The 24,813-nt window shown below is 71.8% G+C and carries 26 protein-coding genes; 11 read left to right on the plus strand and 15 right to left on the minus strand.

Translation table 11 applies throughout. From position 1 onward, the window contains the following. The first annotated feature begins 6 nt into the window (after positions 1-6). A complete protein-coding gene (locus INP57_RS23165) occupies positions 7-864 on the plus strand; it encodes an SDR family NAD(P)-dependent oxidoreductase (protein ID WP_200072437.1) in 858 nt (285 codons plus the stop codon). Here INP57_RS23165 and INP57_RS23170 read toward each other — a convergent pair. The 3 genes from INP57_RS23170 to INP57_RS23180 all read right to left on the minus strand — a co-directional run bounded on the left by INP57_RS23170 (position 861) and on the right by INP57_RS23180 (position 3,221). Then, on the minus strand, positions 861-1,058 hold the full coding sequence (locus INP57_RS23170) for a hypothetical protein (RefSeq protein ID WP_200072438.1): 198 nt from the start codon (positions 1,056-1,058) through the stop codon (positions 861-863). The two genes, INP57_RS23165 and INP57_RS23170, sit on opposite strands and share 4 nt — an antisense overlap. Positions 1,059-1,331: 273 nt before the next feature. Continuing rightward, complete coding sequence (locus tag INP57_RS23175; RefSeq protein WP_200072439.1) at positions 1,332-2,309, minus strand: NAD-dependent epimerase/dehydratase family protein; 978 nt, start codon at positions 2,307-2,309, stop codon at positions 1,332-1,334. Between the two features lie 63 nt (positions 2,310-2,372). Further along, positions 2,373-3,221, minus strand: a complete 849-nt coding sequence (locus INP57_RS23180) for an alpha/beta fold hydrolase (RefSeq protein WP_200072440.1) — start codon at positions 3,219-3,221, stop codon at positions 2,373-2,375. A gap of 278 nt (positions 3,222-3,499) precedes the next feature. Between INP57_RS23180 and INP57_RS23185 the strand changes: the two genes are divergently transcribed. Continuing rightward, positions 3,500-4,681: a macrolide family glycosyltransferase gene (locus tag INP57_RS23185; RefSeq protein WP_200072441.1), complete on the plus strand. Its 1,182-nt coding sequence runs from the start codon at positions 3,500-3,502 to the stop codon at positions 4,679-4,681. A 287-nt stretch (positions 4,682-4,968) separates the two neighbouring features. Here INP57_RS23185 and INP57_RS23190 read toward each other — a convergent pair whose 3' ends face one another. Beyond that, complete coding sequence (locus INP57_RS23190) at positions 4,969-5,301, minus strand: ArsR/SmtB family transcription factor (RefSeq protein ID WP_233628138.1); 333 nt, start codon at positions 5,299-5,301, stop codon at positions 4,969-4,971. A 177-nt stretch (positions 5,302-5,478) separates the two neighbouring features. Here INP57_RS23190 and INP57_RS23195 point away from each other — a divergent pair, with 177 nt between their 5' ends. Further along, positions 5,479-6,615: an oxidoreductase gene (locus INP57_RS23195; RefSeq protein ID WP_200072442.1), complete on the plus strand. Its 1,137-nt coding sequence runs from the start codon at positions 5,479-5,481 to the stop codon at positions 6,613-6,615. Between the two features lie 184 nt (positions 6,616-6,799). Here the strand turns inward: INP57_RS23195 and INP57_RS23200 are convergent, their stop codons facing one another. The 6 genes from INP57_RS23200 to INP57_RS23225 form a co-directional block, all read right to left on the minus strand. Beyond that, entirely contained in the window at positions 6,800-7,375 is a 576-nt protein-coding gene (locus INP57_RS23200; protein ID WP_200072443.1) for a 1,2-dihydroxy-3-keto-5-methylthiopentene dioxygenase, read from the minus strand. Positions 7,376-7,423: 48 nt separating this feature from the next. Next, positions 7,424-8,065 (minus strand): methylthioribulose 1-phosphate dehydratase, encoded by a 642-nt coding sequence (mtnB, locus tag INP57_RS23205; RefSeq protein ID WP_233628139.1) that lies wholly within the window; start codon positions 8,063-8,065, stop codon positions 7,424-7,426. After that, positions 8,062-8,778, minus strand: a complete 717-nt coding sequence (gene mtnC, locus INP57_RS23210) for an acireductone synthase (protein WP_200072444.1) — start codon at positions 8,776-8,778, stop codon at positions 8,062-8,064. The genes mtnB and mtnC overlap by 4 nt, the downstream gene beginning before the upstream one ends. Beyond that, positions 8,775-9,836 (minus strand): s-methyl-5-thioribose-1-phosphate isomerase, encoded by a 1,062-nt coding sequence (locus INP57_RS23215; RefSeq protein WP_200072445.1) that lies wholly within the window; start codon positions 9,834-9,836, stop codon positions 8,775-8,777. The genes mtnC and INP57_RS23215 overlap by 4 nt, the downstream gene beginning before the upstream one ends. Positions 9,837-10,031: 195 nt before the next feature. Continuing rightward, entirely contained in the window at positions 10,032-10,838 is an 807-nt protein-coding gene (locus INP57_RS23220; RefSeq protein ID WP_307850236.1) for a putative protein N(5)-glutamine methyltransferase, read from the minus strand. 23 nt (positions 10,839-10,861) lie between these two features. Next, positions 10,862-11,416: a hypothetical protein gene (locus INP57_RS23225; RefSeq protein WP_233628140.1), complete on the minus strand. Its 555-nt coding sequence runs from the start codon at positions 11,414-11,416 to the stop codon at positions 10,862-10,864. A gap of 438 nt (positions 11,417-11,854) precedes the next feature. Between INP57_RS23225 and INP57_RS23230 the strand changes: the two genes are divergently transcribed. Next, entirely contained in the window at positions 11,855-12,433 is a 579-nt protein-coding gene (locus tag INP57_RS23230) for an isochorismatase family protein (RefSeq protein WP_200072446.1), read from the plus strand. 226 nt (positions 12,434-12,659) lie between these two features. Next, positions 12,660-13,151 carry a DnaJ family domain-containing protein gene (locus INP57_RS23235; protein WP_200072447.1) on the plus strand — a complete coding sequence of 164 codons (492 nt, stop codon included), beginning with the start codon at positions 12,660-12,662 and terminating at the stop codon, positions 13,149-13,151. Here the strand turns inward: INP57_RS23235 and INP57_RS23240 are convergent, their stop codons facing one another. Then, positions 13,152-13,799, minus strand: a complete 648-nt coding sequence (locus tag INP57_RS23240) for a DUF899 domain-containing protein (RefSeq protein ID WP_200072448.1) — start codon at positions 13,797-13,799, stop codon at positions 13,152-13,154. It abuts the gene before it with no gap. Positions 13,800-13,929: 130 nt separating this feature from the next. Between INP57_RS23240 and INP57_RS23245 the strand changes: the two genes are divergently transcribed. Further along, a complete protein-coding gene (locus tag INP57_RS23245) occupies positions 13,930-14,523 on the plus strand; it encodes a pyridoxamine 5'-phosphate oxidase family protein (protein WP_200072449.1) in 594 nt (197 codons plus the stop codon). 113 nt (positions 14,524-14,636) lie between these two features. Next, positions 14,637-15,407: an exonuclease domain-containing protein gene (locus tag INP57_RS23250; RefSeq protein ID WP_200072450.1), complete on the plus strand. Its 771-nt coding sequence runs from the start codon at positions 14,637-14,639 to the stop codon at positions 15,405-15,407. Positions 15,408-15,425: 18 nt separating this feature from the next. Here INP57_RS23250 and INP57_RS23255 read toward each other — a convergent pair whose 3' ends face one another. Beyond that, complete coding sequence (locus INP57_RS23255) at positions 15,426-16,064, minus strand: HD domain-containing protein (RefSeq protein ID WP_200072451.1); 639 nt, start codon at positions 16,062-16,064, stop codon at positions 15,426-15,428. 221 nt (positions 16,065-16,285) lie between these two features. On the opposite strand from INP57_RS23255, the gene INP57_RS23260 reads away from it, so the two are divergent. The 4 genes from INP57_RS23260 to INP57_RS23275 all read left to right on the plus strand — a co-directional run bounded on the left by INP57_RS23260 (position 16,286) and on the right by INP57_RS23275 (position 21,725). Next, positions 16,286-17,134, plus strand: coding sequence for an oxidoreductase (locus INP57_RS23260; protein ID WP_200072452.1), 849 nt, complete (start codon positions 16,286-16,288; stop codon positions 17,132-17,134). After that, the gene (locus tag INP57_RS23265; protein WP_200072453.1) at positions 17,134-17,748 is read left to right on the plus strand and encodes a TetR/AcrR family transcriptional regulator; all 615 of its coding nucleotides are present in this window, start codon (positions 17,134-17,136) and stop codon (positions 17,746-17,748) included. Before INP57_RS23260 ends, INP57_RS23265 begins: the two co-directional genes overlap by 1 nt. A 138-nt stretch (positions 17,749-17,886) precedes the next feature. After that, positions 17,887-21,075, plus strand: a complete 3,189-nt coding sequence (locus tag INP57_RS23270; protein WP_200072454.1) for an acetyl-CoA carboxylase family protein — start codon at positions 17,887-17,889, stop codon at positions 21,073-21,075. A 101-nt stretch (positions 21,076-21,176) separates the two neighbouring features. Further along, positions 21,177-21,725 (plus strand): GNAT family N-acetyltransferase, encoded by a 549-nt coding sequence (locus INP57_RS23275; RefSeq protein ID WP_200072455.1) that lies wholly within the window; start codon positions 21,177-21,179, stop codon positions 21,723-21,725. 125 nt (positions 21,726-21,850) lie between these two features. Here the strand turns inward: INP57_RS23275 and INP57_RS23280 are convergent, their stop codons facing one another. Genes INP57_RS23280 through INP57_RS23290 form a run of 3 tightly spaced genes read right to left on the minus strand, consistent with a single transcriptional unit; the run spans position 21,851 to position 24,764 of the window. Next, complete coding sequence (locus INP57_RS23280; protein WP_200072456.1) at positions 21,851-22,477, minus strand: LutC/YkgG family protein; 627 nt, start codon at positions 22,475-22,477, stop codon at positions 21,851-21,853. Beyond that, a complete protein-coding gene (locus tag INP57_RS23285; protein WP_200072457.1) occupies positions 22,474-24,000 on the minus strand; it encodes a LutB/LldF family L-lactate oxidation iron-sulfur protein in 1,527 nt (508 codons plus the stop codon). The genes INP57_RS23280 and INP57_RS23285 overlap by 4 nt, the downstream gene beginning before the upstream one ends. Further along, positions 23,997-24,764, minus strand: coding sequence for a (Fe-S)-binding protein (locus tag INP57_RS23290; protein WP_200072458.1), 768 nt, complete (start codon positions 24,762-24,764; stop codon positions 23,997-23,999). The genes INP57_RS23285 and INP57_RS23290 overlap by 4 nt, the downstream gene beginning before the upstream one ends. Between the last annotated feature and the right edge of the window lie 49 nt (positions 24,765-24,813).

Here is a 24,813-nt window from a genome sequence, read left to right on the forward strand (position 1 = left end):
AGAATCGTGCGGCAGCTGACCGGAAAAGTAGTCGTGATCACCGGGGCGGGCGGCGGCATCGGCCGTGCGCTGGCGCAGCGGTTCGCCGCGGCGGGCGCGGTGCTCGCGCTGTCCGATGTGGACCCCGCGGCCGCCAGGGAGACCGCCCGGCAGGCGTGCGGCGAGGACGGCGCGCGCTGCTACGCGCTGGACGTGACCGACCGCGACGCGGTCGCCGAGCACGCGCGGCAGGTGCGGTCCGACCTGGGCCCGGCCAACGTCATGATCAACAATGCCGGGGTGGCCGCGATCGGCGACCTCGTCGACCTGTCGTGGCAGCAGCTGGACTGGATCCACGGCATCAACGTCAACGGGGTGCTGCACGGCACCCGGGCGTTCCTGCCGGAACTGGTCGACTCCGGCGACGGGCACCTGGTCAACATCTCCAGCCTGTTCGGGCTGCTGGGAGTACCGGCCCAATCGGCCTACTGCGCGGGCAAGGCTTACGTGCGCGCGCTGACCGAATCGGTCCGCCAGGAGATGCGCGTGGCCGGGCACCGCGTCGGTGCGACCGTGGTCCACCCCGGATTCGTGCGCACCGACTTCGTGCGCTCCGGCCAGGCCGCCGGGGACGGTGACGCGGCCGCGCTCGGCGACGTCGTCGACCGGTGGGTGCGCACCACCCCGGAGCAGGTCGCCGACAAGGTCGTGCGCGCGGTCCGCAAGGACCGCGGCAGGGTGCTGGTCGGAGCCGACGCCTACCTCGGCGACGCGCTCGCCCGGCTGAGCCCGGTCGGGTACCAGGCGTTGACCAGTGCGTTGACCCGGTCGATGAAGCGGACCAGCGACGCCGAAAACGCCGGCGGCGAACGGCAATCCGCCTAGGGCATCGGGTCGAACGGGCCCCGGTCCGGCTCGCAGACCGTGCCCTCGGCGGGCAGTGCGCCGTCGCTGGAGTAGACGTTCAACGCCCCGTCGATGCAGGCGCTGTGACCGCGAGCGCCGCGCCCGACCCCGTCGGCCCGCCGCGCGTAGTCCGACCACGCCCAGGGTCGCGGGGGTTGCTGCTGTCGTTGCACTGCACGCTGATCCGCTGCTCCTCGCCCAGGGAACCTCCCCAGTCCCGCGAGGCGGGCGGAACCGGCACGACCGGTGGCGCTCCGGCGGCACCGGGCAGGGACAGCTCGTGCAGCTGCTGCAGGAAATCGCCGAGGATCGTCGACGCCGAGCACCTCGACCGACAGGCCGCCCGGCGTCGCCCGAAGCGCCCATCGGGGATTTCGATTTGAGACGATCTTGATCCGCGCCTCGGGGCGTCTCCAATGAGTTGGCGTCTCCGGGCCGAACCGGGATCAGCGGTGCGCCAGCGCGGCCTCGTCGGCAGCGGTGTCGGCGTCGGTCCAGGTCGTATCGGGCGGGTGCGCCAGGTGCCAGCGCACCGACTCGGCGACCCGCGTCGCCGGTTCACCCGGGTTCCAGCCCAGCACGGCGCGGGCGCGTTCGACCGAGACGAGCAGGTGTTGCGGCTGCTGCGCGGTCAGCGCCACATCCGGCGGCAACACCTCGTCGGCGACGCGCACCAGCCGGGCGTCCGAGCCTGCCGCGGCCACGATCTGCTCGAACCACTGCCGCAGCGGCGGCGTGCCGGTCTCGCCGAGGTTGAGCACCATCCCGTCCGCGGCGCGCCGATCCAGCGCCGCGAGCACACCGGTCGCCAGGTCCTCGACGTGACCTCGCGTCCACAGCAACTCACCCGGACCCACCGGAATGCTGCGGCGACCGGCCCGCAGCCGCCGCAGCACGACGTCCTCGCGGCGCTGCCAATCGTGCGGGCCGTAGCTCAACGGCAACCGCAGCACCACCGCGCCGCGGGCCAGCCACCGCTGCTCCACATCCAGCTTCTCGTAGTCCTCGGGCACCGAGTCGTACCCGAGACCGCGGTACGGGTAGCGCTCGGCGCGCACCGGCGAGTCCTCGGTCAACGGCCCGTCGCTGTGGTGGCGACCGGCCCGCAACGCCGCGAACGCTTCGTAGACGTCCTGGCTGGAGAGCACCACCGCCGGAACCCGCGGCAGCACCGGCAGCACCGCGTCCACATCGGACCCGGTCAGCGCGCTGGTGTCCACCACGGCCTGCGGGGCGAACTCGCGCACCCGCTCGGCGCGCGCGGCCAGCTCGCGGCGATCGGTGCGCAAGTGCGCCACCGGTAGCCACGGGTGCGGTTCGTGCCTGCCGCGGTGCACCAGCAGCACCTCGTCCCCCCGCGCGTGCAGCCGCTCGGTCACCCGGCGGCCGAGGAACCGCGTGCCGCCCAGCACCAGAACTCGCATGGAACCGACCCTGCCACGGCACGCGCGCGGCACCGGTGGGCGTTCACCGACGGCACAACGGGCTCAGCCGGTGGTGGCCGGTTCCGCGACGCGGGAGGTCAAAAAGCTCAGCAGGTCGCGCTCGAACGCGTCCCGGTACGACCCCGCCAGCCCGTGCGGCGCCCCGGAATACACCTGCAACGTCGCATGCGGGATCAACTGGGCGGACTTGTTCGCCGCGGCCTGGATCGGCACGATCTGGTCGTCGTCGCCGTGCGCGACCAGCGTGGGCATCTCGAAGCGGCGCAGATCGTCGGTGAAGTCGGTCTCGGAGAACGCCGCCACGCACTCCAGCGCCGCGTTGATCGCGACCTGCATCCCCATCAGCCAGAACGCGCTGCGCGCCCCGTGGGTGATCGTCGAACCCGCCCGGTCGGCGCCGTAGAAGGACGCGGAGAAGTCCCAGAGGAACTGCGAACGGTCCCCGCGCACGCTCTTGCGGATGTCGTCGAAGACCTCCATCGGCGTGCCCTCCGGGTTGTTCGGCGTGCGCAGCATCAGCGGCGGCACCGCACCCAGCAGCACCGCCTTGGCCACCCGGGAACCGCCGTGCCTGCCGATGTAGCGGGCGATCTCGCCGCCGCCGGTGGAATGCCCGACCAGCACCGCTTCCCGCAGATCCAGCGAGTCCAGCAGCGCGGAGAGATCGTCGGCGTAGGTGTCCATGTCGTGGCCGCGCCACGGCTGCCCGGAACGCCCGTGCCCGCGCCGGTCGTGCGCGATGGCGCGGAATCCGTGCGAGGCGACCAGGTTCAGCTGCTCGTCCCACGCGTCGGCGTTGAGCGGCCAGCCGTGGCTGAACACGACCGGCGGGCCGGCTCCCCAATCCTTGTAGAAGATGCCGGTTCCGTCGCGGGTGGTGATCATCGGCATGGTCGGAGTCCTTCCTGCCTCGGGCATCCGCAGGCGAACGTCTCGCCTGCGCCACCGGGCGTTCCCGCCGCGGCCGGGCGGTGACTCGGGACTTTGTGCCCGAACTGGTGCCGTCGCTGCGATCAGGACCCCGTCGAGAGGGCAGCTCCGCGCGTGCGTCGAGTGCCGCAGCGCGATCGTGAGCATCGCCGCAAAACCGGATCGCGGACACACCGCGCCCCGCGCGGCGGGCAGAATCATGGCAGGGCAGTCCCGCATCGACAGCGCGAAGGGGAGTCGTGAAAAAGCACATCGCCATGGTCTCGGTCCCGGCCCACGGGCACATCAACCCGACGCTGCCGCTGGTCGACGAACTCACCCGGCGCGGGCACCGGGTCAGCTACGCCACCGGCGAGACCATGCTGGAGACCGTCGAGGCCGCCGGTGCCGCGCCGGTGCGGATGCCTTCGCAGCTGCCGGACGTCTCGCTGGTGCAGAACCGCGCGATGTCGATCGAGACGCTGCTGTCGATGATGAGCTTCATGCGCGACCAGGTCACCGATGCGTTCCCGGTGCTTCAGGAGCATTTCCGCGCCGACCCGCCGGAGGTGATCTGCACCGACATGATGAGCGTGGTCGGGCGAATGCTCGCCGACAAGCTCGGCACCCGCGACGTGGCGCTGCTGCCCAGCTTCGCCGCCAACGAGCACTTCGACTTGCACGACCGGATGGCCCAGCACGTCGACTTCACCGATCCGCGGATGCAGCAGAGCCAGCAGGAGTTCGCCGCGCTGGGCGAGCGCTTCGGGGTCCGCACCGAGCTGATGTCGATGCGCAGCGAGCCCGCGCCGGTGAACCTGGTGTTCCTGCCGAACCGCCTGCAACCGGCCGCCGAAACCTTCGACGAGCGCTACCACTTCATCGGCCCCTGCCTGGGCCGCCGCGCCGAGCAGGACTACCACCCGGCCGACGAGCAGGCCCCGCTGCTGTTCGTCTCGCTGGGCACCGCGTTCAACCACCGCCCGGACTTCTACCGGCTGTGCCTGGAGGCGTTCGCCGACAGCCGCTGGCAGGTGGCGATGTCCATCGGCGGCACCGTCGAGGCCTCCGAGCTGGGCACCATCCCCGGCAACATCGACATCCGCCCGTCGTTCCCGCAGCCCGGGGTGCTGCGGCGCGCTTCGGCGTTCATCACGCACAACGGGATGGGCTCGACGATGGAGGCGCTGTACTACGGGGTGCCGCAGCTCGGGCTGCCGCAAATGCCCGAGCAGGAGGCCAACGCCGACCGCGTCGCCGAACTCGGCCTCGGCAAGCGCCTGGACGAGAACCTGCTCGACGCCGACCGGCTGCGCGCGGCCGTCGAGCAGCTCGCCGCCGACGAGCAGGTCCGCGACAACCTCGCCGAGATGCGCGAACACGTGCGCGGCGCGGGCGGCCCCATCGCAGGCGCCGACATCATCGAGAACCAAGCCGCCTGACCGAGGGTCTTGTCGGCAGCAGGTCCCGCCGCGACCTGCCCGGGCGAGGTTACCGGCGACGCAGGCGCCCGGTGCCGGCCGACAGCGAGCACGACTGCGCCGGTCGGCCGGTTCGCCGCGTTCGCGGCGTCGAACATGGCGCGATCCGGTGGGCCCTCGGCGCTGCCGATCGAGAACGGATCAGCGAGATCGTTGATGCCGGTCATCGCGCGTGTGAACTCGTCTGTTGCTGAGCCGAGGTCGTGCGTTCGCGGCAGCCTGCCGGGGCGTCTCGGCGCCCGGCAGCGCTACTCGGCCGCGAGCACGGCAGTCAGCAGGCCGGGGAAGTGTCGTTGCAGCTCGGCGGTGCGCAGTTCGCTGTAGCGCGCCGTGCCCTCGTCGTACTGGGCGATGATGCCGCTGTCGCGCAGCACTTTGAAGTGGTGCGTCGAGGTCGACTTGGACACGGTGAGCCCGAAAGCCCCGCAGCTCATCGGCTGCTCCGCGCGCGCCAGCGCGCGGACGATCTCCAACCGGACCGGTTCGCCGAGCGCGCGCAGCACCTGATCCACCCGAACCTCGCCCAGATCCGGACGGGGCAGCATCTTTCGAGCGCCGCGCTGGTGCCGCGTGGTGACCATGCCCACATTGTACGACGGAATTCGTACAAGCCGTCCCGTCGTTGCGCGGTTGGTACGACAGCGATCGTACAACTCGGCGCGGCTGGCGCGTTTTGCCGAACTGAAGCGAACGATGCCCAGTCCGCGCCTGCTCCGCAGGACGGCCCCGAACCTCCCGGGAAGGAGACAGCAGGCGGTATGTCGACCAGCACCCGTGCGCGGCTGTTCGAGCCTTACCAGCTCGGCAGCGTCGAATTGCGCAACCGCACCGCGCTGGCCCCCATGACGCGGGTGAGCGCAGCACCGGACGGCACGGTCTCCGACCGCATCCGGGAGTACTACCGCATCTTCGCGGCCGGCGGGTTCGCCGCGCTGATCACCGAGGGGCTCTACATCGACACCGCGCACAGCGCCGGCTACTTCGGCCAGCCCGGCATCGCCACCGACGCGCACGTGCAGTCGTGGCGCCCGGTCACCGAGGCCGTGCGCGGCGAGGGGTCGACCATCATCGCCCAGCTCATGCATGCCGGACCGCAGGTCCAGGGCAACGCATTCGGACTGGGGCCGCTCGGCCCCACCGACAAGCCCGCGCGCGGCGAACAGCTGCCGTTCTACCGCGGATCCGGGCCTTTCCCCGTCCCGTCCGCGATGACCATCGCCGACATCGGCGAGGTCCGCCAGGCCTTCGTCGACTCGGCGCTGCGCGCCCGCGAGGCCGGCTTCGACGGCGTGGAGCTGCACGGCGCCAACGGCTACCTCCTGGACGCGTTCCTCACCGACTACCTCAACGACCGCGACGACGAGTACGGCGGCTCGCCGCGCAACCGGGTGCGGCTCACCGCCGAGGTCTGCCGGGCCGTCCGCGAGGCCGTGGGCGCGGACTTCGTCGTCGGCGTGCGCATCTCGCAGGGCAAGGTCAGCGACTCCGCGCACAAGTGGGCCGGCGGAGCCGACGAGGCCGAGGCGATCTTCACCGAGCTGGACGGGGCCGGGCTCGACTACGTCCACACCACCGAGCACATCGCCTCGGCACCGGCGTTCGCCGACGATCCGCGGCCGCTGGCGGCGCTGGCCGGCCAGTTCACCGACGCCACCGTCATCGCCAACGGCCACATCGACACCCCCGACGAAGCGGGCGTCCTGCTCGAGCAGGGCCCGGCCGACCTCGTCGCGCTCGGACAGTCGGGGCTGGCCAACCGCAACTGGCCGGAGCGGGTGCGCGCCGGCGCACCGCTCGACGACCGCTTCGTCCCACTCGACGGCGGGCTCGCCGACGTCGAGGACTGGGAACTCGACGCGGAATCCCTGCTCGCCCTCGACGAATCAGCACGCTGACCCGTCGTACGCCCCGGATCGTCTCCGGGTGGCGCGGTCGATCACAGCCCGCCCTGCCCGTATCCCGAGCTGCGCGCGACGGTTCGGCCAGCAGCGACCGGCTGCCGATGGCGTAGCGGGCGACGCGAACACCCGCGAAAAGGTGGCCGCACCCGCGGGTGCGGCCACCGGCGAACCCGGGGTGTCAGCCGCGGGAGGCCATCAGCTTGTCGAAGCTGGGGAACTTCTCGGCGGTGTCGGTGTTGAGGAATTCGCCGATCCAGCCGTCGTCGTCGTGGAAGAACCGGATCGAGACGAAGTCGGGGCTGGTGCCCATGTCGAACCAGTGCGTGGTGTACGCGGGCACGCTGAGCAGATCGCCGGCCTCGCACAGCACCGCGTAGACCTTGCCGTCCACGTGCAGGTAGAAAACCCCTGCTCCGCGGGCGAAGAAGCGGTCCTCGTCATCGTCGTGGGTGTGCTCGGACAGGAACTTCTCCCGCGCGGCGCGCGCCTTGTCCCGCCATTCCTGGGTGTCTTCGGGTTTCATCGAGATCGCGTCGACCTTGATGTAGCCCTCCGCGTCGATGACCCGGTCCACCTCGGCGCGGTAGGCGTCCAGGACCTGTTCGGAGGACGGCAGCTCCGGCAGGTCCTGCAGCTGCCAGCGGTTGAACCGCACGCCGAGCTGCTTGAGCACATCGGCGATCTCACCGGCGTCCTCGGTGCGCAAGGTCTCCTGCTGCGGGTCGGTGTCGTTCCAGACGGTCAGCAACGTCATCGCGGCTCTCCCTTCGATCGGTCCGGTCTGCTCGGCGTTCGTCGCCGCTCAACGATCCGCGGCCAGCGCGAACGAGACCAGCCATTCCAGGCATTCGGCGCGGTGCCGCGCCTCGGCGAGGTCGCCGCCCCACACGTACAGCCCGTGGCGGGCCACGATCAACGCCGGGGTCGCCGCGTCGAAGCCGGCTTCGAACGCCGCGCCCAATACCCCCATGTCCTGGCTGTTGGGCACCACCGGCACCCGCATTTCGTCGTCGTGGGCGGCGCGGCCGAGTCCTTTGAGCATCTCCAGGTCCCGCAGCACGACCCCGTCCGGCCAGCGCTCGGCCGCCAGCACCGGCGCCAGCACGTGCACGTGCACCACCGCGCCCGCGCCGGAACGCGCCGCGATGCGCGCGTGCAGCCCGGCTTCGGCCGAGGGGCGCACGTCCGGGCGCGGCTGGTCCGGTACGGCCGCACCGGCCTGATCGACCACGACCACATCCTCGGCGCCGAGTTCGCCCTTGTCCCGGCCGCTGGTGGTCACCGCCAGCCGCAGCGGGTCGTCGCGCAGCCGCACCGACAGGTTCCCGGAGGTGCCGCGCATCCAGCCCAGCGCGGCGAACCTGGCCGACTCGGCGGCCAGCGCCTGCCCGGCGCGGTGCAGCTCGGCCGTGCTCACCTGCGAGGCAGCGGTCGCCGGGCTCATGCGGGCACCTCGATGCTGATGTCGCCGAACGTCGCCACCGCCGGATGCGTGCCGAAATCGGCCGCCGCGTAGGGCTCGCCGGGCCGTGCCAGGCCCACCGTGCGCCATCCGGCTTCGGCGGCCGCGTCCAGTTCGGCGGGCACGTCGGAGGCGAACAGCACCTGCCTCGGCTCGCCGAGCACGTCGCTCATCGCCCGGTACGAGGCGGCTTCGCGTTTCGGGCCCGCGTTGACGGTGTCGAAGTGGTGGGTGAACAACTCCCGCAGATCCCCGTGATCGGTGTTGGAGAACGACGCGACCTGCGCGGCCACCGAACCCGACGAGAACACCGCCAGGCCCGCGCCCTGCTCGCGGTAGTGCAGCAACGCCCCCGGCACGTCCGCGAACAGTTCGGTGCGCAGTTCCTTGTCGGCGTAGCCGCGCTGCCAGATCAGACCCTGCAGCGTCTTCAACGGGGTGGCTTTGCGGTCGGCGTCCATCCACTCGTGCAACACCGCCACGACCTGCGACGTGCCCGCGTCGGCGGCGAGCCCGGCCTCGTCGCGCACCTGAGCCACCGCCGAGGACACCTGCGGGTCCTGCGGGTGCGCGTCGATCCACGGTCCCAGCCGCGGCCGGGCGTAGTCGTAGAGCACCTCGTGAACCTGGCTGGTCGCGGTCAGCGTGCCTTCGATGTCGAGCACGACCCAGCGGGCCGGTACCGGCGAGCTCACACAACCTCCTGTCGATCCTGCGCGGCGTAGGCGGCCAGCTCACCGGGGGCGAACGGGCCGCGGTCGGTGACCACGGTGGACACGAACCGCGGCGGCGTCACGTCGAACGCCGGGTAGTGCCCGCGCACCCGCCGGCTCGCCGTGCGCTGCCCGAGGGTGTGCAGCACCTCGTCGCCGTCGCGGTGCTCGATCGGCACGTCGGCGCCCGTGGCCGCCGCGGGGTCCGGGCCGTGGCACAGCGCGTGGAACGGTACCCCGAAGGCGTGCGCGGCCACCGCCAGCTGCAACGTACCCACCTTGTTGATCACGTGTCCGTCCAGGGTGATCCGGTCGCTGGCGGTCACCAGCGCGTCGACCTCGCCCTGGCTGAACAGCGCCGCGCCCATCCCGTCGGTGACCAGCGTGGCCGCCACGCCCATCTCGGCCAGCGTCTCGGCGGTCAGCCGCGCGCCCTGCAGGTACGGGCGGGTTTCGGTGCAGAAGAACCGCAGCTGCTTGCCCGCCCGCTGCGCCGCGGCGACCGTCTCGGTCAAGTACAGATCGCCCCAGCAGTGCGTGAGCACCGCCCCGTCGTCGGGCAGCAGCGCCGCGGCCGCCTCGCCCATCGCGCGGCTGCGGTCGCGGTAGTCGGCGTCACCGGCCCGCGCCCCGGCGAGCGCGGCCGCGGCCAGCTCGGCAGGCGAGTCTTCGCCCCTGGCGCGGGCCGCGTCGATCTCGCCGAGCACCCACGCCACCGCCAGCCGCTGGTGGTCGTTGGTGGGCCGGGTGGCGATGAGCCGGTCGGCGGCGGCGGACAGGCGCTGGGAGAACTCGCCCGGACGGTGTTCGGCGGCGTCGCGGGCGGCCAGCACCATGCCCCACAGCGCGGCGAAGTACGGGCCGCTGGACTGGGTGACCATCTGCTCGATCGCGCAGGCGACCTGCTCGAGGTTGCGGGCGTGCACCCACCGGTGCTCGAACGGGAACACCCGGCGATCCAGCAGGTGCACCCCGTCCTCGGCCGGTCGCACGCTGTCGGCCAGCAGCGGGGCTGCGGGAGATCGGGTGGTCAGCGGCATCGGTGTCCTTCGGCAAAGGGGTGGTCGGGCGGCGCGGGACAGGGCCGCGCCAAGATCGGCTCCGCGCTGCGGCCAGGCTAGGCGCCATCGCCTGCGTTGCCGCAACACCTTCCAGATCGCGAGACCCGGACATGCGCATGTTTTCGCCTGTCAGGGCCAGCGTAGGCGGATCCGGCGGGAGCACGCGGACGGTGCTTAGGCGCGGCCGAGCACCATGGTGGCGTCGAGCTCGTCGCACTGTTCGATGTCGGGACGCAGACCGTGCGCGGTGGCGCATTCGGCGGTGTGCGGTGCCTGGTGCCTGCTGGTCTCGATGAGCAGGTGCCCGCCCGGCGCCAACCATTCCGGCGCGCCGGCCACCACGCGGCGCTGCACCGAGAGCCCGTCGGCGCCGCCGTCGAGAGCCACCCGCGGCTCGTGCTCGCGGGCCTCGGGCGGCATGGTCGCGATCCGCTCGGTCGGCACGTAGGGCGCGTTGGCCACCAGCACGTCGACCCGGCCGCGCAAACCGTCGGGCAGTGCGGCGTAGAGGTCGCCGTGGTGCACGTGACCGCCCGGGAGGTTCTCCCGCGCACAGCGCACGGCGGCATCGTCGATGTCGGCCGCGTGCACCAGCGCGTGCGGTGCGCCCGCCGCGACCACGGCCGCCACCGCCGCGGCGCCGCAGCACAACTCGACCACGACCGGGTGCTGCCCGGCCTGCCCGGCCAATTCCAGCGCGCGGGTGGCGGGCAGCTCGGTGCGCCGCCGCGGCACGAACACCCCGGGGCGCACCACCACCCGCCGCCCGGCGAAGTGCGCATGGCCCAGCAGGTGCTCCAGCGGCAATCCGGCCACGCGGCGCTGCAGCAGGTCGGCGAGCTCGGCTGCGTCGCCTGCCGCGGAGCACAACAGCTCCGCCTCCTGCTCGGCGAAGACGCACCCGGCCGCGCGCAGGCGGGAGACGACCTCGGAGCGCGGCAGCACGCCGTCCGCGGGCCGCCCGGCGTCGGGGTTCGGCACGCGAAGACGGTATCCGGGCCGGGTCAGCCCTTCTTCTTCGGCGGGTCCTTGCGCAGCAGGTCCGGGCCGATGATGCGGCGCACCACGCGGCGGGCCAAGCTGCGGCGCTTCGCCGGAGCCCGCTGCGTGGACGGATCACGCTGCGTGGACGGCCCCTGCTGGGGAGCCGGTGTGGGCATGGCGGGCTGTTCCGGGCGCACCGGCTGCTGCGGCGGGGAGACCGGGGCCAGGTCGGCGACGGTGCCGCCGGTGGCCGGGGCCTCGGGCCGGTGCGGGGCGGGCGGGGCGCCGCCGGGCGCCGGTGCGGGGGACGGGTCCGGGTTGAGCCGCTTGGCGAACTCGGGCCGTTCCTCGCGGATCGCGGGGATGTAGGGCTGGGTCACTTCCACCCGATCGGCAGGTGCGGGCGGACCGGCTCGCCCGAGTCCGGTGTCCGGGCGCGGTGCCGCGTCCAGGGGCAGCTCACCGGCGAAGCGAGTGGTCACCGGCCCGGCGTCGGGGCGCGGACGGCCCGGCTGCTGCTCGGGCGGCACCGCCGGCTGGAACCAAGGGCGAACAAGATCGTCTTGAATCGTCATCCGTATCGACTCTGCGGGGAGCAAACGGCCACTTTCACCAGTGGGTGACCCCACCAGCGGAGCAGACCCTACCGGTAACGGACCGGTAAAGCACCACCCTGCTGGGCCTGGCACGTGGCCGACTCACCGCGCACCGTCACCATCAGCGCCCTCAACAGGGACGATCACTGCTTGGGAAGCCTCCGGAAGCGGGATGCGTTCCCGGACACACCCGGAGCCCGGTCGCCGACGGTGACGATCAACAGGCGTGGATCACCGGCCGCGCGGCCCGCCCGCGATCACCCGTAGTACCGGGCGGAGATCACTTTTGCAGTTCCGGGTGCCGAACCGTTCACGCGTCCGACAGCGCAGGGCAGACCCGCAACGTGCCCCCCGCGGCGCCGGGCGGCACCCCGCGGGTGCACGATCACCGGCGATCCGGCGAGAAAGGCGATATCCATGGCTTTGAGCACGCTCGACCAGCGCACCGCGCTGGTGCTGATCGACCTGCAGCACGGCATCGTCGGCGGATCCGCCGAGCCGCACACCTCGGCGCAGGTGGTGGCCCGCTCCGTCGAACTCGCCGATGCCTTCCGCGCCAACCGGCTGCCCGTCGTGCTGGTGCGGGTCAGCTTCGCCGCCGACGGGGCCGACGCGCCCCCGGGCCGCACCGAAGGAGCCGCCCACCCGGCGCCGGAGGGCTGGGACGTGCTCGTCGATGAGGTGGCGGGCAACCCCGAGGACATCGTGGTGACCAAGCACAACTGGGGCGCGTTCCACGGCACCGACCTCGACGTGCAGCTGCGCCGCCGCGGCGTCACCCAGATCGTGCTGGGCGGGATCGCCACCAGCATGGGCGTGGAATCCACCGCCCGCGCCGCGCACGAGCACGGCTACCACGTCACGCTGGCCACCGACGCCATGTCCGACTTCGCCGCGGATGCGCACGACAACAGCGTCGGGCGGATCTTCCCGAAGCTCGGCGAAACCGGCACCACCGCCGAGGTCATCGAGCTGCTGGCAAGCACCCGCGGCTGAGCCGCCGGCAGGAAGCGTTGCGGAGCCGGTCGCTCAGGTGCCCACCAGCGAGCGGCTCCGCCGCTTGGCGAAACAGCACCGAGGCGCCGCCCGCGGGCCAAGCGCGGCCGGCTCGAAACGCGGCGCGCACCGGGTCCGCCGAACCAGGCGGGCGGCTATCCTCGGAGTGCCCGGGCCCGCGCCTTGCTCGCGACGGGCCGCACCGCCTCGCCCGGGGGAGCGTGCTGTGACCGAACGCAAACCGCTCGGCATGACCTTCGAGTCGTGGATCGACCGGCAGATCCGCGTCGCACACGAGCGCGGCGAGTTCGACGACCTCGACGGCGCGGGCGAACCGCTGCCCGGCGCGGGCAAACCGCTCGAGGAGCAGTGGTGGGTCAAGGGCTACATCGATCGCGAAGGGCTCTCCGGCGAGGCGCTGCTGCCGACGCCGCTGCAGCTGCGCAAGGAGATCGAACGGTTGCCGGAGACCGTGCAGGAGCTGCCCACCGAACAGGCCGTGCGCGAGACGGTCAGCGACCTCAACCGGCGCATCGTGGAGTGGCTGCGCAGCCCGTCCGGGCCACGGGTGCCGCTGAGCACGGTCCGCGTCGACGACGTCGTCGAGCGCTGGCGCGGGGAGCGCAGCACCCCGCCGCCTCCGGCCACCGAGCCCGCTCCCGCGCGCCCGATGAGCCGGTGGCGCCGATTCACCCGCCTGTTGAGCGGAAAGCGCTGATCACTCGTATTCGTCGTGCAGCCGCCACCACTCGTACGGCGGCGTCTGCGGCGTCCCTTCCGGGGCGTCCTCCCAGGTCTCCTGCCTGCCCAGCGGGGTCAGATCCAGCAACGTCCAGGTGCTGCCGAGCGCCTCCACCCCGCGGCCGCTGGTGAAGTAGGTGCGGAAGACCCGCTCGCCCTCGCGCAGGAACACGTTGAGCCCGAACCCGTCGGCGACGTCGAAATCGGCTTCGAAGTCGCTGCCGGCGGCCGAAAACCACGGCAGCTCCCAGCCCATCCGCGTCCGGAACCGCTCGATCTCGTCGAACGGTGCGGCCGAGACCAGCACCAGCGAGGTGTCCCGGGCGTGCAGGTGCGCGAGGTGGCCGATGTTGTCGGCGAACATCGAGCAGCCCGAGCACGGGTCGGGATCGCCCGGTTGCAGCATGTGCCGGTAGACGATCAGCTGCCGCCGCCCGTCGAACAGCTCCGGCAGCCCCACGATGCCCGCCGGGCCGCGCAGCCGGTACTGCTTGGTCACCTCGAGCATCGGCATCCGGCGGCGCCGGGCGGCCAGCGCGTCCCGGGCGCGGGTGGCGGCCTTCTCCTCGGCCAGCAGCCGTTCGTGCGCGGCGCGCCACTGCTCGGCGGCAACGATCTGTCTCATCGTGTTCTCCTCCCTGCAGGCCCACGGGAAGGACCGCGGTCGCGGGCGAAACTCATCGCGGGCGCCTCGGTGCGCGATCGCCGCCTCGTATCGCATTGGAGGGGGACCGAAGACTCGTGATAATCGAGCCATGGGAAAAAGCTACGAGCGAATAGACGGTAAAGTTCGTACCTTCATCGAGGCCCAGCACATCTTCTTCACCGCGACTGCGCCCCTGGACGGCAACGGCACCGTCAACATCTCTCCGAAAGGTTTGAGCGGCTCGTTCGCCGTGCTCGACGAACGCACCATCGCCTACCTCGATTTCGCAGGCAGCAACGCCGAGACGATCGCCCACCTGCGCGAGAACGGCCGCATCACCCTGATGTGGTGCGCCTTCGACGGTCCGCCCAACATCGTGCGCGTGCACGGCCGCGGAGAGCCGGTATTCCGCGATGACGTGCGATGGGCGGAACTGATGGGGTATTTCCCGGACATCGACGCCACCGTGCACGGCCTGCGCGCGATCGTCGTCGTGACCGCAGAGAAGATCCGCGACACCTGCGGGTTCGCCGTCCCGTTCATGACCTATGACCAGGACCGCACGCTGCACTCGTCGCGCTTCGCGCGCGACGACGACGAGTCACTCGACACCTACTTCCAGAAGAAGGAGCACATCGCAACCAGCATCGACGGTCTGCCGGGATTGCCGCTGCCATTGCCACCGCTTCCGCGCACCGAATAGCGCTGCGCCACCGGGGGATTCGCGCCCGAACCAGGCCCCCGGCACTGCGCCGAGTGGGCTGATCCCGGCCGGTCGCGCACCACTTCGACGGTCGTGATCGATACCGTGCGCGGATGATCGCTCCTGCGCCGTCGTGGGCCGACGGGCCGCTGCTGGCCTACGACCTGGAAACCACCGGCACCGACATCGCCAACGACCGGATCGTGACCGCCACGGTCGTGACGATCACGCCCGGCCGGAAACCGGTGTCGCGCGACTGGCTGGCCGATCCCGGCGTCGAGATCCCGCCCGCGGCGACCGAGGTGCACGGCATCAGCACCGAACACGCCCGCGACAAGGGGATTCCGGCCGAGCAGGTGGTCGCCGAGATCGCCGAGCACCTCGACGAGGTGTGGTCGGCGGGCACGCCGCTGTGCGCGTTCAACGCCTCGTTCGACCTGTCGCTGCTGGCGGCCGAGCTGTTGCGGCACCACGGCCGCGAGTTCGCCCTGCCCGGCCCGGTGGTCGACCCGATGTGCCTGGACAAGCACCTCGACCGGTACCGCAAGGGCAAGCGCACGCTGGCGGCGTTGTGCGAGCACTACCAGGTGCGGCTGGAGCAGGCGCACGACTCGGCCGGGGACGCGCTCGGGGCCGCGAGGTTGGCGTGGCGGCTGGCCAAGAGCTACCCGGAGCGCATCGGCACGCTGGCCCCGGACGTGCTGCACGAGCAGCAGATCGGCTGGTACCGGGACCAGCAGCAGGACTTCGCCGGCTACCTGGAGCGGTTGGCCGGGCGCGCCACCGACGCCGCCGAGGCCGAGCAGTTGCGCACCCGCGCGGCCGGGATCCGCGCCGAGGCCGACTTCTGGCCGCTGCGAGTCAGCGTGGGCGCCCTGCGCTGAGCCGGATGATCGCCGCGGTCACTCCGGCCAGTCGGAGCCTTTGATGACTTCGACGAAATCACCGCGCTCGAACCCGGGCAGGCAATGCTCGAGCACGTCGGCCTTGACGTTGCCGAAGGTCGTGTCCGGGCGGTCCTTGATGCCTTCGGTGAACGCGGCCAGGATGCGGTTTTTGAAGTCCGGGCGCGGGTGAGCCGCCACGACGGCTTCGCGTTGCTGCTCGGAGACCGCGTGGTAGCCCACGCCCAGCACGTCCAGTTCCACGCCTTGGGTCACCAGCGCGATCTCGGCGGCCATGTGCAGCGGTATCTCCGGTGTGGTGTGCAGGGCGATGCCAGTCCAGACCCGGTCGGCCCGCTCGTCGGCGATGCCGTGCGCCCGCAGGAAACGGTGCGCCTGGTCGGCGCCGTCGATCTCGAAGCGCTGGTCGGTGCGCCGGAACCGCTCGGTCAGCCCGAGGTCGTGGAACATCGCCCCGACGTAGAGCAGCTCCGGGTCGTAGCCCAGGCCCTGCTGCTCGCCGCGCAGCGATCCCCACAGGAACACGCGCCGGGAGTGGTCGAACAGCAGCGGCGCAGCGGACTCGCGCACCAGCTCGGTCGCTTCCCGCGCCAAGTCGCTGTCCGGGATCTGCACGCCCGCGATCGTTTCGCTCATCGCGCCACCTCGTCTGCGTCGTGTCCGCGTCGGCAGGCCGCCGACCTGCACCACCACTGTTCCCACCCCGACGCGGGCGGCAACCACGCGGCTCCGGAGAACCGGCCGCAGCAGCCCGTGCCGACCACCATAATCTGCATGGCGACGATAAAAATCGACACGGTGTAGAGTTTGCGGTGAGGGAGCGGTCCGGTTCCTTCCGACTCATCCGTGGAGAAGTGATGCAGAAGCAGAAGTGGCTCATCACCGGCGTGAGCACCGGCCTGGGGCGCGCGTTCGCCGAGGCCGCCTTGGCCGCCGGTCACATCGTCGTCGGAACGGTCCGCTCCGAGCAGGACCTGCAGGCTTTCGAAGGGCTCGAACCCGGGTGCGCGCACGGCCGGATCCTGGACGTGACCGACGGCGACGCCGTCTCGAGCCTGGTCGCGGAGGTGGAGCAGAGCGTCGGCCCGTTGGATGTCGTCGTCGCCAACGCCGGCTACGGCCTGGAGGGCGTTTTCGAGGAAACCCCACTGGCCGAGGTGCGGCGGCAGTTCGAGGTCAACGTCTTCGGGGCGGTGGCGACCCTGCAGGCGGCACTGCCCCACATGCGCCGGCGACGCCGTGGACACCTGATGGCCGTCACCTCCATGGGCGGGCTCATGGCAGTGCCCGGCATGTCCGCTTACTGCGGCAGCAAGTTCGCCCTGGAAGGCATCATCGAGGCACTGGGCAAGGAGGTCGCGCAGTTCGGGATCCAGGTGACGGCGATCGAGCCCGGCTCCTTCCGCACCGACTGGGCCGGACGGTCCATGACACGCGCCGCGCAGTCCGTCGACGACTACGACGAGCTGTTCACCCCCATCCGGCAAGCGCGGCGGAAGGCGAGCGGGAAGCAGCTGGGCAACCCGGCCAAAGCCGGGGACGCCGTCGTGCACATCGCTTCGGTCGAGCAGCCGCCGGCTCACCTGGTCCTGGGCTCGGACGCGCTGCGGCTGGTCGCCGACGCGCGCACGGCCGTGGATGAGGACATCCGCGCATGGGAGACGCTCTCCCGTACGACCGACTTCGCCGAGGGCGCTGCGCTCTGATGCCCGGCCAGCACCCCGCGCGGAGTCGGCGCAGCACCGAACGCAAGGGCGATGTCCGGGAGCGGGCCATTCTGGACACCTGCGAAGTCCTGCTGGCGCAAAAGGGCTACGACGCCATGACCGTCGGCGATATCGCCCAGGGCGCCGGCATCACACGCGGCGCCCTGTACTTCTACTTCGGCTCCAAGCCAGAAGTGGTCACGGCACTCGTGGCCCGGACCGTTGCGCACCTGTGGGAGCGGTCCCGGGCCACCGCCGAAGCCGACGACCCGCGCCAGGCCATCGCAGCAGCCATGCAGCGCACCGTCGAGCTGTGGAACGAGCACGGCCTGGTCATGCGCACGGCGATCGACCTGTCGTTGACCGTGCCGGAGATCGGCGAGCTGTGGAGCCACACGGCAGACTTGTTCATCACGGCCATCACCGCCGCACTGGAACGGGCCGGCGTCCAGGCCGGCAGCGAACCCGAACAAGCCTCAGCGATGGCGCGCGCCCTGTGCTGGATGATCGAGCGGACCTTTTACCACGCCTCGCAGGAATCCCGCGAGGAACTGCAAAAGGCATCCGAGACGTGCGAACACATCTGGCTTACCTGCGCCGGGCTGATCAGCTGAGGCGGCTGCCGCGGACGGTTCGACATGGAACCGAACCCTGTGGGGCGCTGCGGCGCGGCTGTTGACCTTGCGGGGCGCGGATCATAACGTCGCGCGCATACCGACCAGTCGGTCTCACAGGGTGGTGGGAAGGTGTCGATGGACAGGTTGCTGGTCGCCAATCGCGGTGAGGTCGCCGTGCGCGTGCTGCGCGCCGCCGACGAGGCGGGGCTCGACACGGTCGCCGTGCACGCCGCCGACGATGCCGATGCGTTGCACGTGCGCATGGCAGCCCGCTCGGTGCCGCTGCCGGGAAGCGGCCCGGCGGGATACCTCGACGCCGCGGCGGTGCTCGAGGCGGCGCGGCGCACCGGCTGCGACGCGGTGCACCCCGGTTACGGATTCCTCGCCGAGAACGCCGATTTCGCCCGCGCCTGCCTGCGGGCGGGCCTGACCTGGGTCGGTCCTGCACCGGAGACGCTGGAGCTGCTCGGCGACAAGATCCGCGCGAGGCGGCTCGCCGAGACGCTCGGCATCCCGGTGCCGTCCGGCTGCCCGGCAGGTGAAGCCGAGCGGTTCCGCGCGGGCCTGCCCGCCGGTTCGGCGGTCCTGGTCAAGGCCGTCGCCGGTGGTGGCGGGCGCGGGATGCGGGTCGTCGAACCGGGCGAGGACCTTGCCGCGGCGCTCGAGCAGGCCGGTGCGGAGGCCCTCGCCGCGTTCGGCGACGGCGAGGTGTTCGTCGAGCGGCTGCTGCCGCGCGCCCGGCACGTCGAGGTGCAGGTGCTCGCCGACTGCGACGGTGCGGTCGTGGTGCTCGGTGACCGCGACTGCAGCCTGCAGCGGCGCAGGCAGAAGCTCGTGGAGATCGCTCCGGCGCCCGACCTGCCCGAACGGGTCCGCGACGAACTCTCCGAGGCCGCCGCGACGCTGGCCGCCGAGGCCGGATACCGCGGGCTGGGCACCTTCGAGTTCCTCATCGCCGCGGACGGGTCTTGGCACTTCATGGAGGCCAACCCGCGGCTGCAGGTCGAGCACACCGTCACCGAGCAGGTCACCGGCACCGACCTGGTCAAGGTGGCGCTGCGCATCGCGGCCGGTGCGCGGCTGGCCGAGGTCGGGCTGGTGCGCACTCCCGAACCGCGGGGCTGCGCCGTGCAGGCGCGGGTCAACACCGAAGAACTCACCGCGGGAGGCGAGGCCTTGCCCGCGACCGGCACGCTCACCGCTTACGAGCCGCCCGGCGGGCCGGGCTTGCGGGTGGACGGCTGCGGCTGCACCGGTGCCCGCATCGGTCCGCGCTACGACTCGACGCTGGCCAAGGTCATCGCCTCCGACACCGACCCGGCCGCGGCGATGCGCAAGGCGCACCGGGCGCTGGGGGAGTTCCACATCGACGGCGTGGCCACCAACCGGGCGCTGCTGCGCAGCCTGCTCTCCCGCGAGGAGGTCCTGGCGGGACCGGTGCACACCACGTTCGTCGACGAAGTCCTGTCCGAATTGGACGGTGTGCGGCGGGACCCGGCAACCGTTGCCGCGCAAGGACTCGAGGTGGCGGCGCCGATCTCGGGCACGGTCGCCGAGCTCACCCGCGCACCCGGCGAGCAGGTCACCGAAGGAACGGTGCTTTTGGTACTGGAAGCGATGAAGATGCAGCACCCGGTGCCCGCGACCGCCGACGGGACCGTGGCCGACGTGCTGGTCGCGGTCGGCGACGTGGTCGCTGCGGGCCGATTGGTGGCACTGCTGTCACCGGGCGCGGTGGAAACCGGGCCGGACTCCGCCGGGCCGGAGGTGGATCTCGACCGGCCGCGCCCGGACCTCGCCGAACTGCAGCAGCGCCGCGCGTTCACCGCGGACGCCGCGCGCCCGGAAGCCGTCGCGCGGCGGCACGCGGCCGGGCGCCGCACCGCCCGCGAGAACATCGACGACCTCTGCGACGAAGGCAGTTTCGTCGAGTACGGCGCGTTGGCGATCGCCGCGCAACGCACTCGCCGCCCGGTTGAGGACCTGGTGCAGCGCACCCCGGCCGACGGGCTGATCGCCGGAGTGGGCAGGGTCGGCGGCAACGAGTTCGGCGAGAGCTCCCGCGTCGTGGCGATGTCCTACGACTACCTGGTGCTGGCCGGAACCCAGGGCCAGCGCGGGCACGCCAAGAAGGACCGGCTGTTCGAGCTGGCCGAGCGCTCGCGGCTGCCGGTGGTGCTGTTCGCCGAAGGCGGCGGTGGCCGTCCCGGCGACACCGACGGCGCCGGGGTGACCGGGCTCGACAGCTCGGCGTTCGCGCTGTACGCGCAGCTCAGCGGCACGGTTCCGCTGGTGGGCATCGCCTCGGGCCGCTGCTTCGCGGGCAACGCCGCGCTGCTGGGCTGCTGCGACGTGGTGATCGCGACACCGGAATCCTCGATCGGGATGGGCGGCCCGGCGATGATCGAAGGCGGCGGGCTCGGCGAGTTCTCCCCGGACGAGGTCGGCCCGGCCGAGGTGCAGCGCGCCAACGGAGTGATCGACGTTGCGGCCGCCGACGACGCGGACGCGGTCGCGCTGGCACGCACATACCTGTCCTACTTCCAAGGCGACCTCGCCGACTGGGAGGCGCCGGACCAGCGCGCGCTGCGCCACGCGATACCGCAGAACCGGCTGCGGGTCTACGACATGCGTCAGGTCGTGCACGGGCTGGCCGATGTGGACTCGGTGCTGGAGCTGCGCGGCGACTTCGGCCACGGCGCGATCACCGCGCTGGCCCGGGTCGAGGGGCGCCCGCTGGGCGTGATCGCCAGCAACCCCGCCCACCTCGGCGGCGCGATCGACTCCCCGGCCGCGGACAAGATCGCCCGGTTCCTGCAGCTGTGCGACGCCTACGGGTTGCCGGTGCTGTCGCTGTGCGACACGCCGGGGTTCATGGTCGGCCCGGAAGTCGAGAAGACCGCCGCGGTGCGCCACGTCAGCCGGATCTTCGTCAACGCCGCGAACCTGGCGGTGCCGTTCGGGACCATCGTGCTGCGCAAGGGCTACGGGCTCGGTGCGCAGGCGATCGCCGCGGGCGGGTTCGGGCGGCCGCGGTTCATCGTGGCGTGGCCGACCGGCGAGTTCGGCCCGATGGGGCTGGAAGGCGCGGTCCGGCTCGGCTACCGCAAGGAACTGGACTCGATCACCGATCCCGAGGCGCGCAGGCAGCGGTTCGCCGAGATGGTCGCCGCCGAGTACGAGCGCGGCAAGGCCACCAACGTGGCGTCCGCGTTCGAGATCGACGACGTCATCGACCCGGCCGAGTCGCGCCGCTGGATCACCGCGCTGCTGACCGCCGAGCGCGGACACGGCGGCACCCGGTCGTGCGTGGACACGTGGTGACCGTCCGGCGGTGGATGCGTCAGCGTGCGACCTGAGCACCCACCCCTTTCCGGTCGGCTCCACCGGACAAGTCCAGAATCAGCGTCGGGAGGGGCAACGCCATGACGATCACGGTCCGCCGATCCGGCCCTGCCGACCGCCCGGCGATCCTTTCGCTGCTGGACGCCGCCCGCGGCGACGAGCTGTCTGCAGCGCAGCGGGCCGAGCGCGGTTTCGTGCAGGGCACCTTGGACGAGCAGCTGCTCGCCCGGTTCCAGGCCGATCTCGGCGTGTTCGTCGCCGAGGACGGCGGCGTGCTCGCCGGTTTCGCCATGACCACCGAACCGGACGTGGTCACCGGTGGCCCGCCGGTGCCGACCGTGGCCACGGCCCGGCAGAACCTGGCGGCCTCGACGCGGTTCTTCCTGTACGGTCCGGCCGCGGTGGACCGGCGTTTCCAGGGGCGCGGGGTGCTGACGATGCTGCTGGCCGGGCTCAGCCGGGAACTCTCCGGCCGGTTCGATCGAGGTGTGGCGTTCGTACAGGCGGCGAACGAGAAGTCGCTCGCGGTGCACCGCCACTACGGCATGAGCGAGATCGGGCGGTTCGACCACCGCGGCAGCGACTACCGGGTGTTCGCATTCGACCCGGCGAAGTTCGCCACTCGATGATCGACGTCGAAACCGGTGGACCCGGAGTCGGCTCGGCCGGAGCCGACCGGCCGAGCCGATTTTCCGCACCGCCGGTGGGCTCGCGCCAGGCGGTCCGCGAGAGGCAGGTCGAGCGGGAGAACTCCTCAGACGTCGGTGCGGATCACGACCTCCAGGGTGCGCGGGCCGTGCACGCCTTCGACCCGGTCGAGCTCGATGTCCGAGGTGGCCGACGGGCCGCTGATCAGCGTCGTCGGACGTTCCGGCACCAGCAGCGCGACCGCTTCGGGCACCCCGGCCACCACCGAGGACGCGTCCACGACGCACACGTGCAGGTCCGGCACCAGGCTCAGCGCGCGGCGCCCCTGCTCGGCCGTGCCGTCCAGGAAGATCGTGCCGGTTTCCGCGCAGGTCACCGCCGAGGACGTCACGACCCCGTCGAACCGGTTGAGCTGCGCCGCAGGCCCGGAGGTGTCGACTTCGACCTCGCCGGCGAACTCGGCCAGCCACGAACGCGCCAGCCCGGCCGGGATTCCGACGCGACCGGCACCGCGCGCGTGCAGTGCGGCCGCGATGGTCGCGGCTGTCTCGTCCGCGGTGCAGCGGTGCACCGCGGCCTTGTAGTCGACGAGCCGGTCCTCGAGCAGCTCCAGCCGCTGCTCGACGGGCAAGCTGCGGCCGCGCCGGTAGTCGCGGGGGACCTCGACCGGTTCGGCCGGCGCCAGCTCGAGCGCGCCGCGGATCCGGCTGAGCACGGTTTCGCGGGAATTCACTGGGCACCTCCCCGCGACTCGCGGCGGGCCTCGTCGATCGTGCCGCGGCCCTCGGCGGAGTCCCACCACTCGCGGAAGGTCTGCCGCGGCGGGGCGGGCAGATCGCGCGAACCGGTCCAGGCGTTCAACGGCGGCGGCAGGCTGCTGATCCGCCCGTCCGCACCGCCGAGCACCCGTCCCAGCCGGGCGGCGCGTTGCGCGGTGGTGAACCGCTTCGCCGAGGACATCGCCAGCGACGCGGCCTTCATCACCGCAGCCTCCCCGCGCGGCGGGGCCTGCTCGACGTGCTGATGACGCAGCTCCACCAGCAGCGACGGGATATCGATCTTGACCGGGCAGGCGTCGTAGCACGCCCCGCACAGGCTCGAGGCGTACGGCAGGGAAGCGTTCGGGTCGTGCGACTGCTCGTGCATCCCGGCCAGCTGCGGGGTTAGCACCGCCCCGATCGGCCCGGGATAGGTCGAGCCGTAGGCGTGCCCGCCGGTGCGCTCGTAGACCGGGCACACGTTCAGGCAAGCCGAGCAGCGGATGCAGTGCAGCGCCTCGCGGCCGACCTCGTCGGCCAGCGCGGCGGTGCGGCCGTTGTCCAGCAGAACCAGGTGGAACTCCTGCGGCCCGTCGCCGTCGGTGACCCCGGTCCACATCGAGGTGTAGGGGTTCATCCGCTCCCCGGTGGACGAGCGCGGCAGCAGCTGCAGGAACACCTCCAGGTCGGCGAAGGCGGGGATGAGCTTCTCGATGCCCATCACGCTGATCAGCGTCTCCGGCATGGTCAGGCACATCCGGCCGTTGCCTTCGGATTCGACGACCGAGAGCGTGCCGGTCTCGGCGACGCCGAAGTTCGCACCCGAGATCGCCACCGGGCAGCGCATGAACTTCTCGCGCAGGAACGTGCGCGCCGCGGCGGCGAGGTGCTCGGGATCGTCGTCGAGGTCCGGGTCGACGCCGGGCATCTCGCGCTGGAAGATCTCGCGGATCTCGGCGCGGTTGCGGTGGATCGCGGGCACCAGGATGTGCGAGGGCCGGTCGTGTCCCAATTGGACGATCAGCTCGGCGAGGTCGGTCTCGACCGCGGCGATGCCCTCGGACTCCAGGTGCTCGTTGAGCCCGATCTCCTGGGTGGCCATCGACTTGACCTTCAACGCCTCGTCGGAGCCGGTCGCGCGCACCAGCCCGGTGACGATCTCGTTGGCCTCGGCGGCATCGCGGGCCCAGTGCACGGTGCCGCCGCGGGCGGTCACGGCTGCTTCGAACTGCTCCAGCAGCTCGGGCAGCCGGGCCAGCACGTCGGCTTTGACCGCGGCTCCGGCCGAGCGCAGCTCCTCCCAGTCGGGCAGTTCGCCGGTCACCGCTAGGCGTTTGTCGCGGATCGTGCGAGTGGCCTTGCCGACGTTGCGCCGCAGCTGGGTGTTGCCCAGCTCGGTGTGCGCGGCGGCCGGGAACGGTTCGCTGCCGCGCAGGTTGCCGGTGCTGCGCGGCGCGCGCGGCGGTGCCGCGGGCAGGCCCAGGAACGTGCGGCTCATGCCGGTGCCCCCTGCTTGGGTCGGACGGACTTCTCGGTGGAGGCCAGGATCTCGGCCAGGTGCACGGTGCCGATGCCGGTGCGCAGCCGCGAGAGCCCGCCGCCGATGTGCATCAGGCACGAGGAGTCGCCTGCGCTGCAGAACTCGGCGTCGGTGCCGGTGATGTTGCGCATCTTGTCGGCGAGCATCGCGGTGGAGGTCTCGGCGTTCTTCAGCGCGAACGTGCCGCCGAACCCGCAACATTGCTCGGCTTCGGGCAGCTCGGCGAGGTCGATCGCGCGCACCGCGCGCAGCAACCGCAGCGGCTTGTCACCGACCCGCAGCATCCGCAGCGAATGGCAGGTGGGGTGGTAGGTCACCCGGTGCGGGAAGTACGCGCCGACGTCGACGACGCCGAGCACGTCGACGAGGAATTCGGCGAGTTCGTAGGTCTTCGCGCTGCTGCGGGCGACCTGCTCGCGCTGCGCGGGCGTGCCGTAGCGCTCGGCGACGATCTCGTGCTGGTGGCGGATCGAGCCCACGCACGAACCCGACGGTGCGACCACGGCGTCGATGGACTCGTCGGCGAACTCTTCCGCGTAGTTGCCCACCAGCGGCAGCGAATCGGGCTGGTAGCCGGTGTTGACGTGCATCTGCCCGCAGCAGGTCTGCCCCGGCGGGAACACCACGTCCACGCCGAGCCTGCTCAGCAGGATCGCGGTGGCTTTGACGGCGTCGGGGAACAAGGTGTCCCCGAGGCAGGTGGCGAACAGCGCGACCCGCATACCAACCCCTCCCAACTGTGGTCAGACCACACCGTAGGTCATCGGTGCG

This window comes from Saccharopolyspora galaxeae, from assembly GCF_016526145.1.
GTDB classification, from domain to species: domain Bacteria; phylum Actinomycetota; class Actinomycetes; order Mycobacteriales; family Pseudonocardiaceae; genus Saccharopolyspora_C; species Saccharopolyspora_C galaxeae.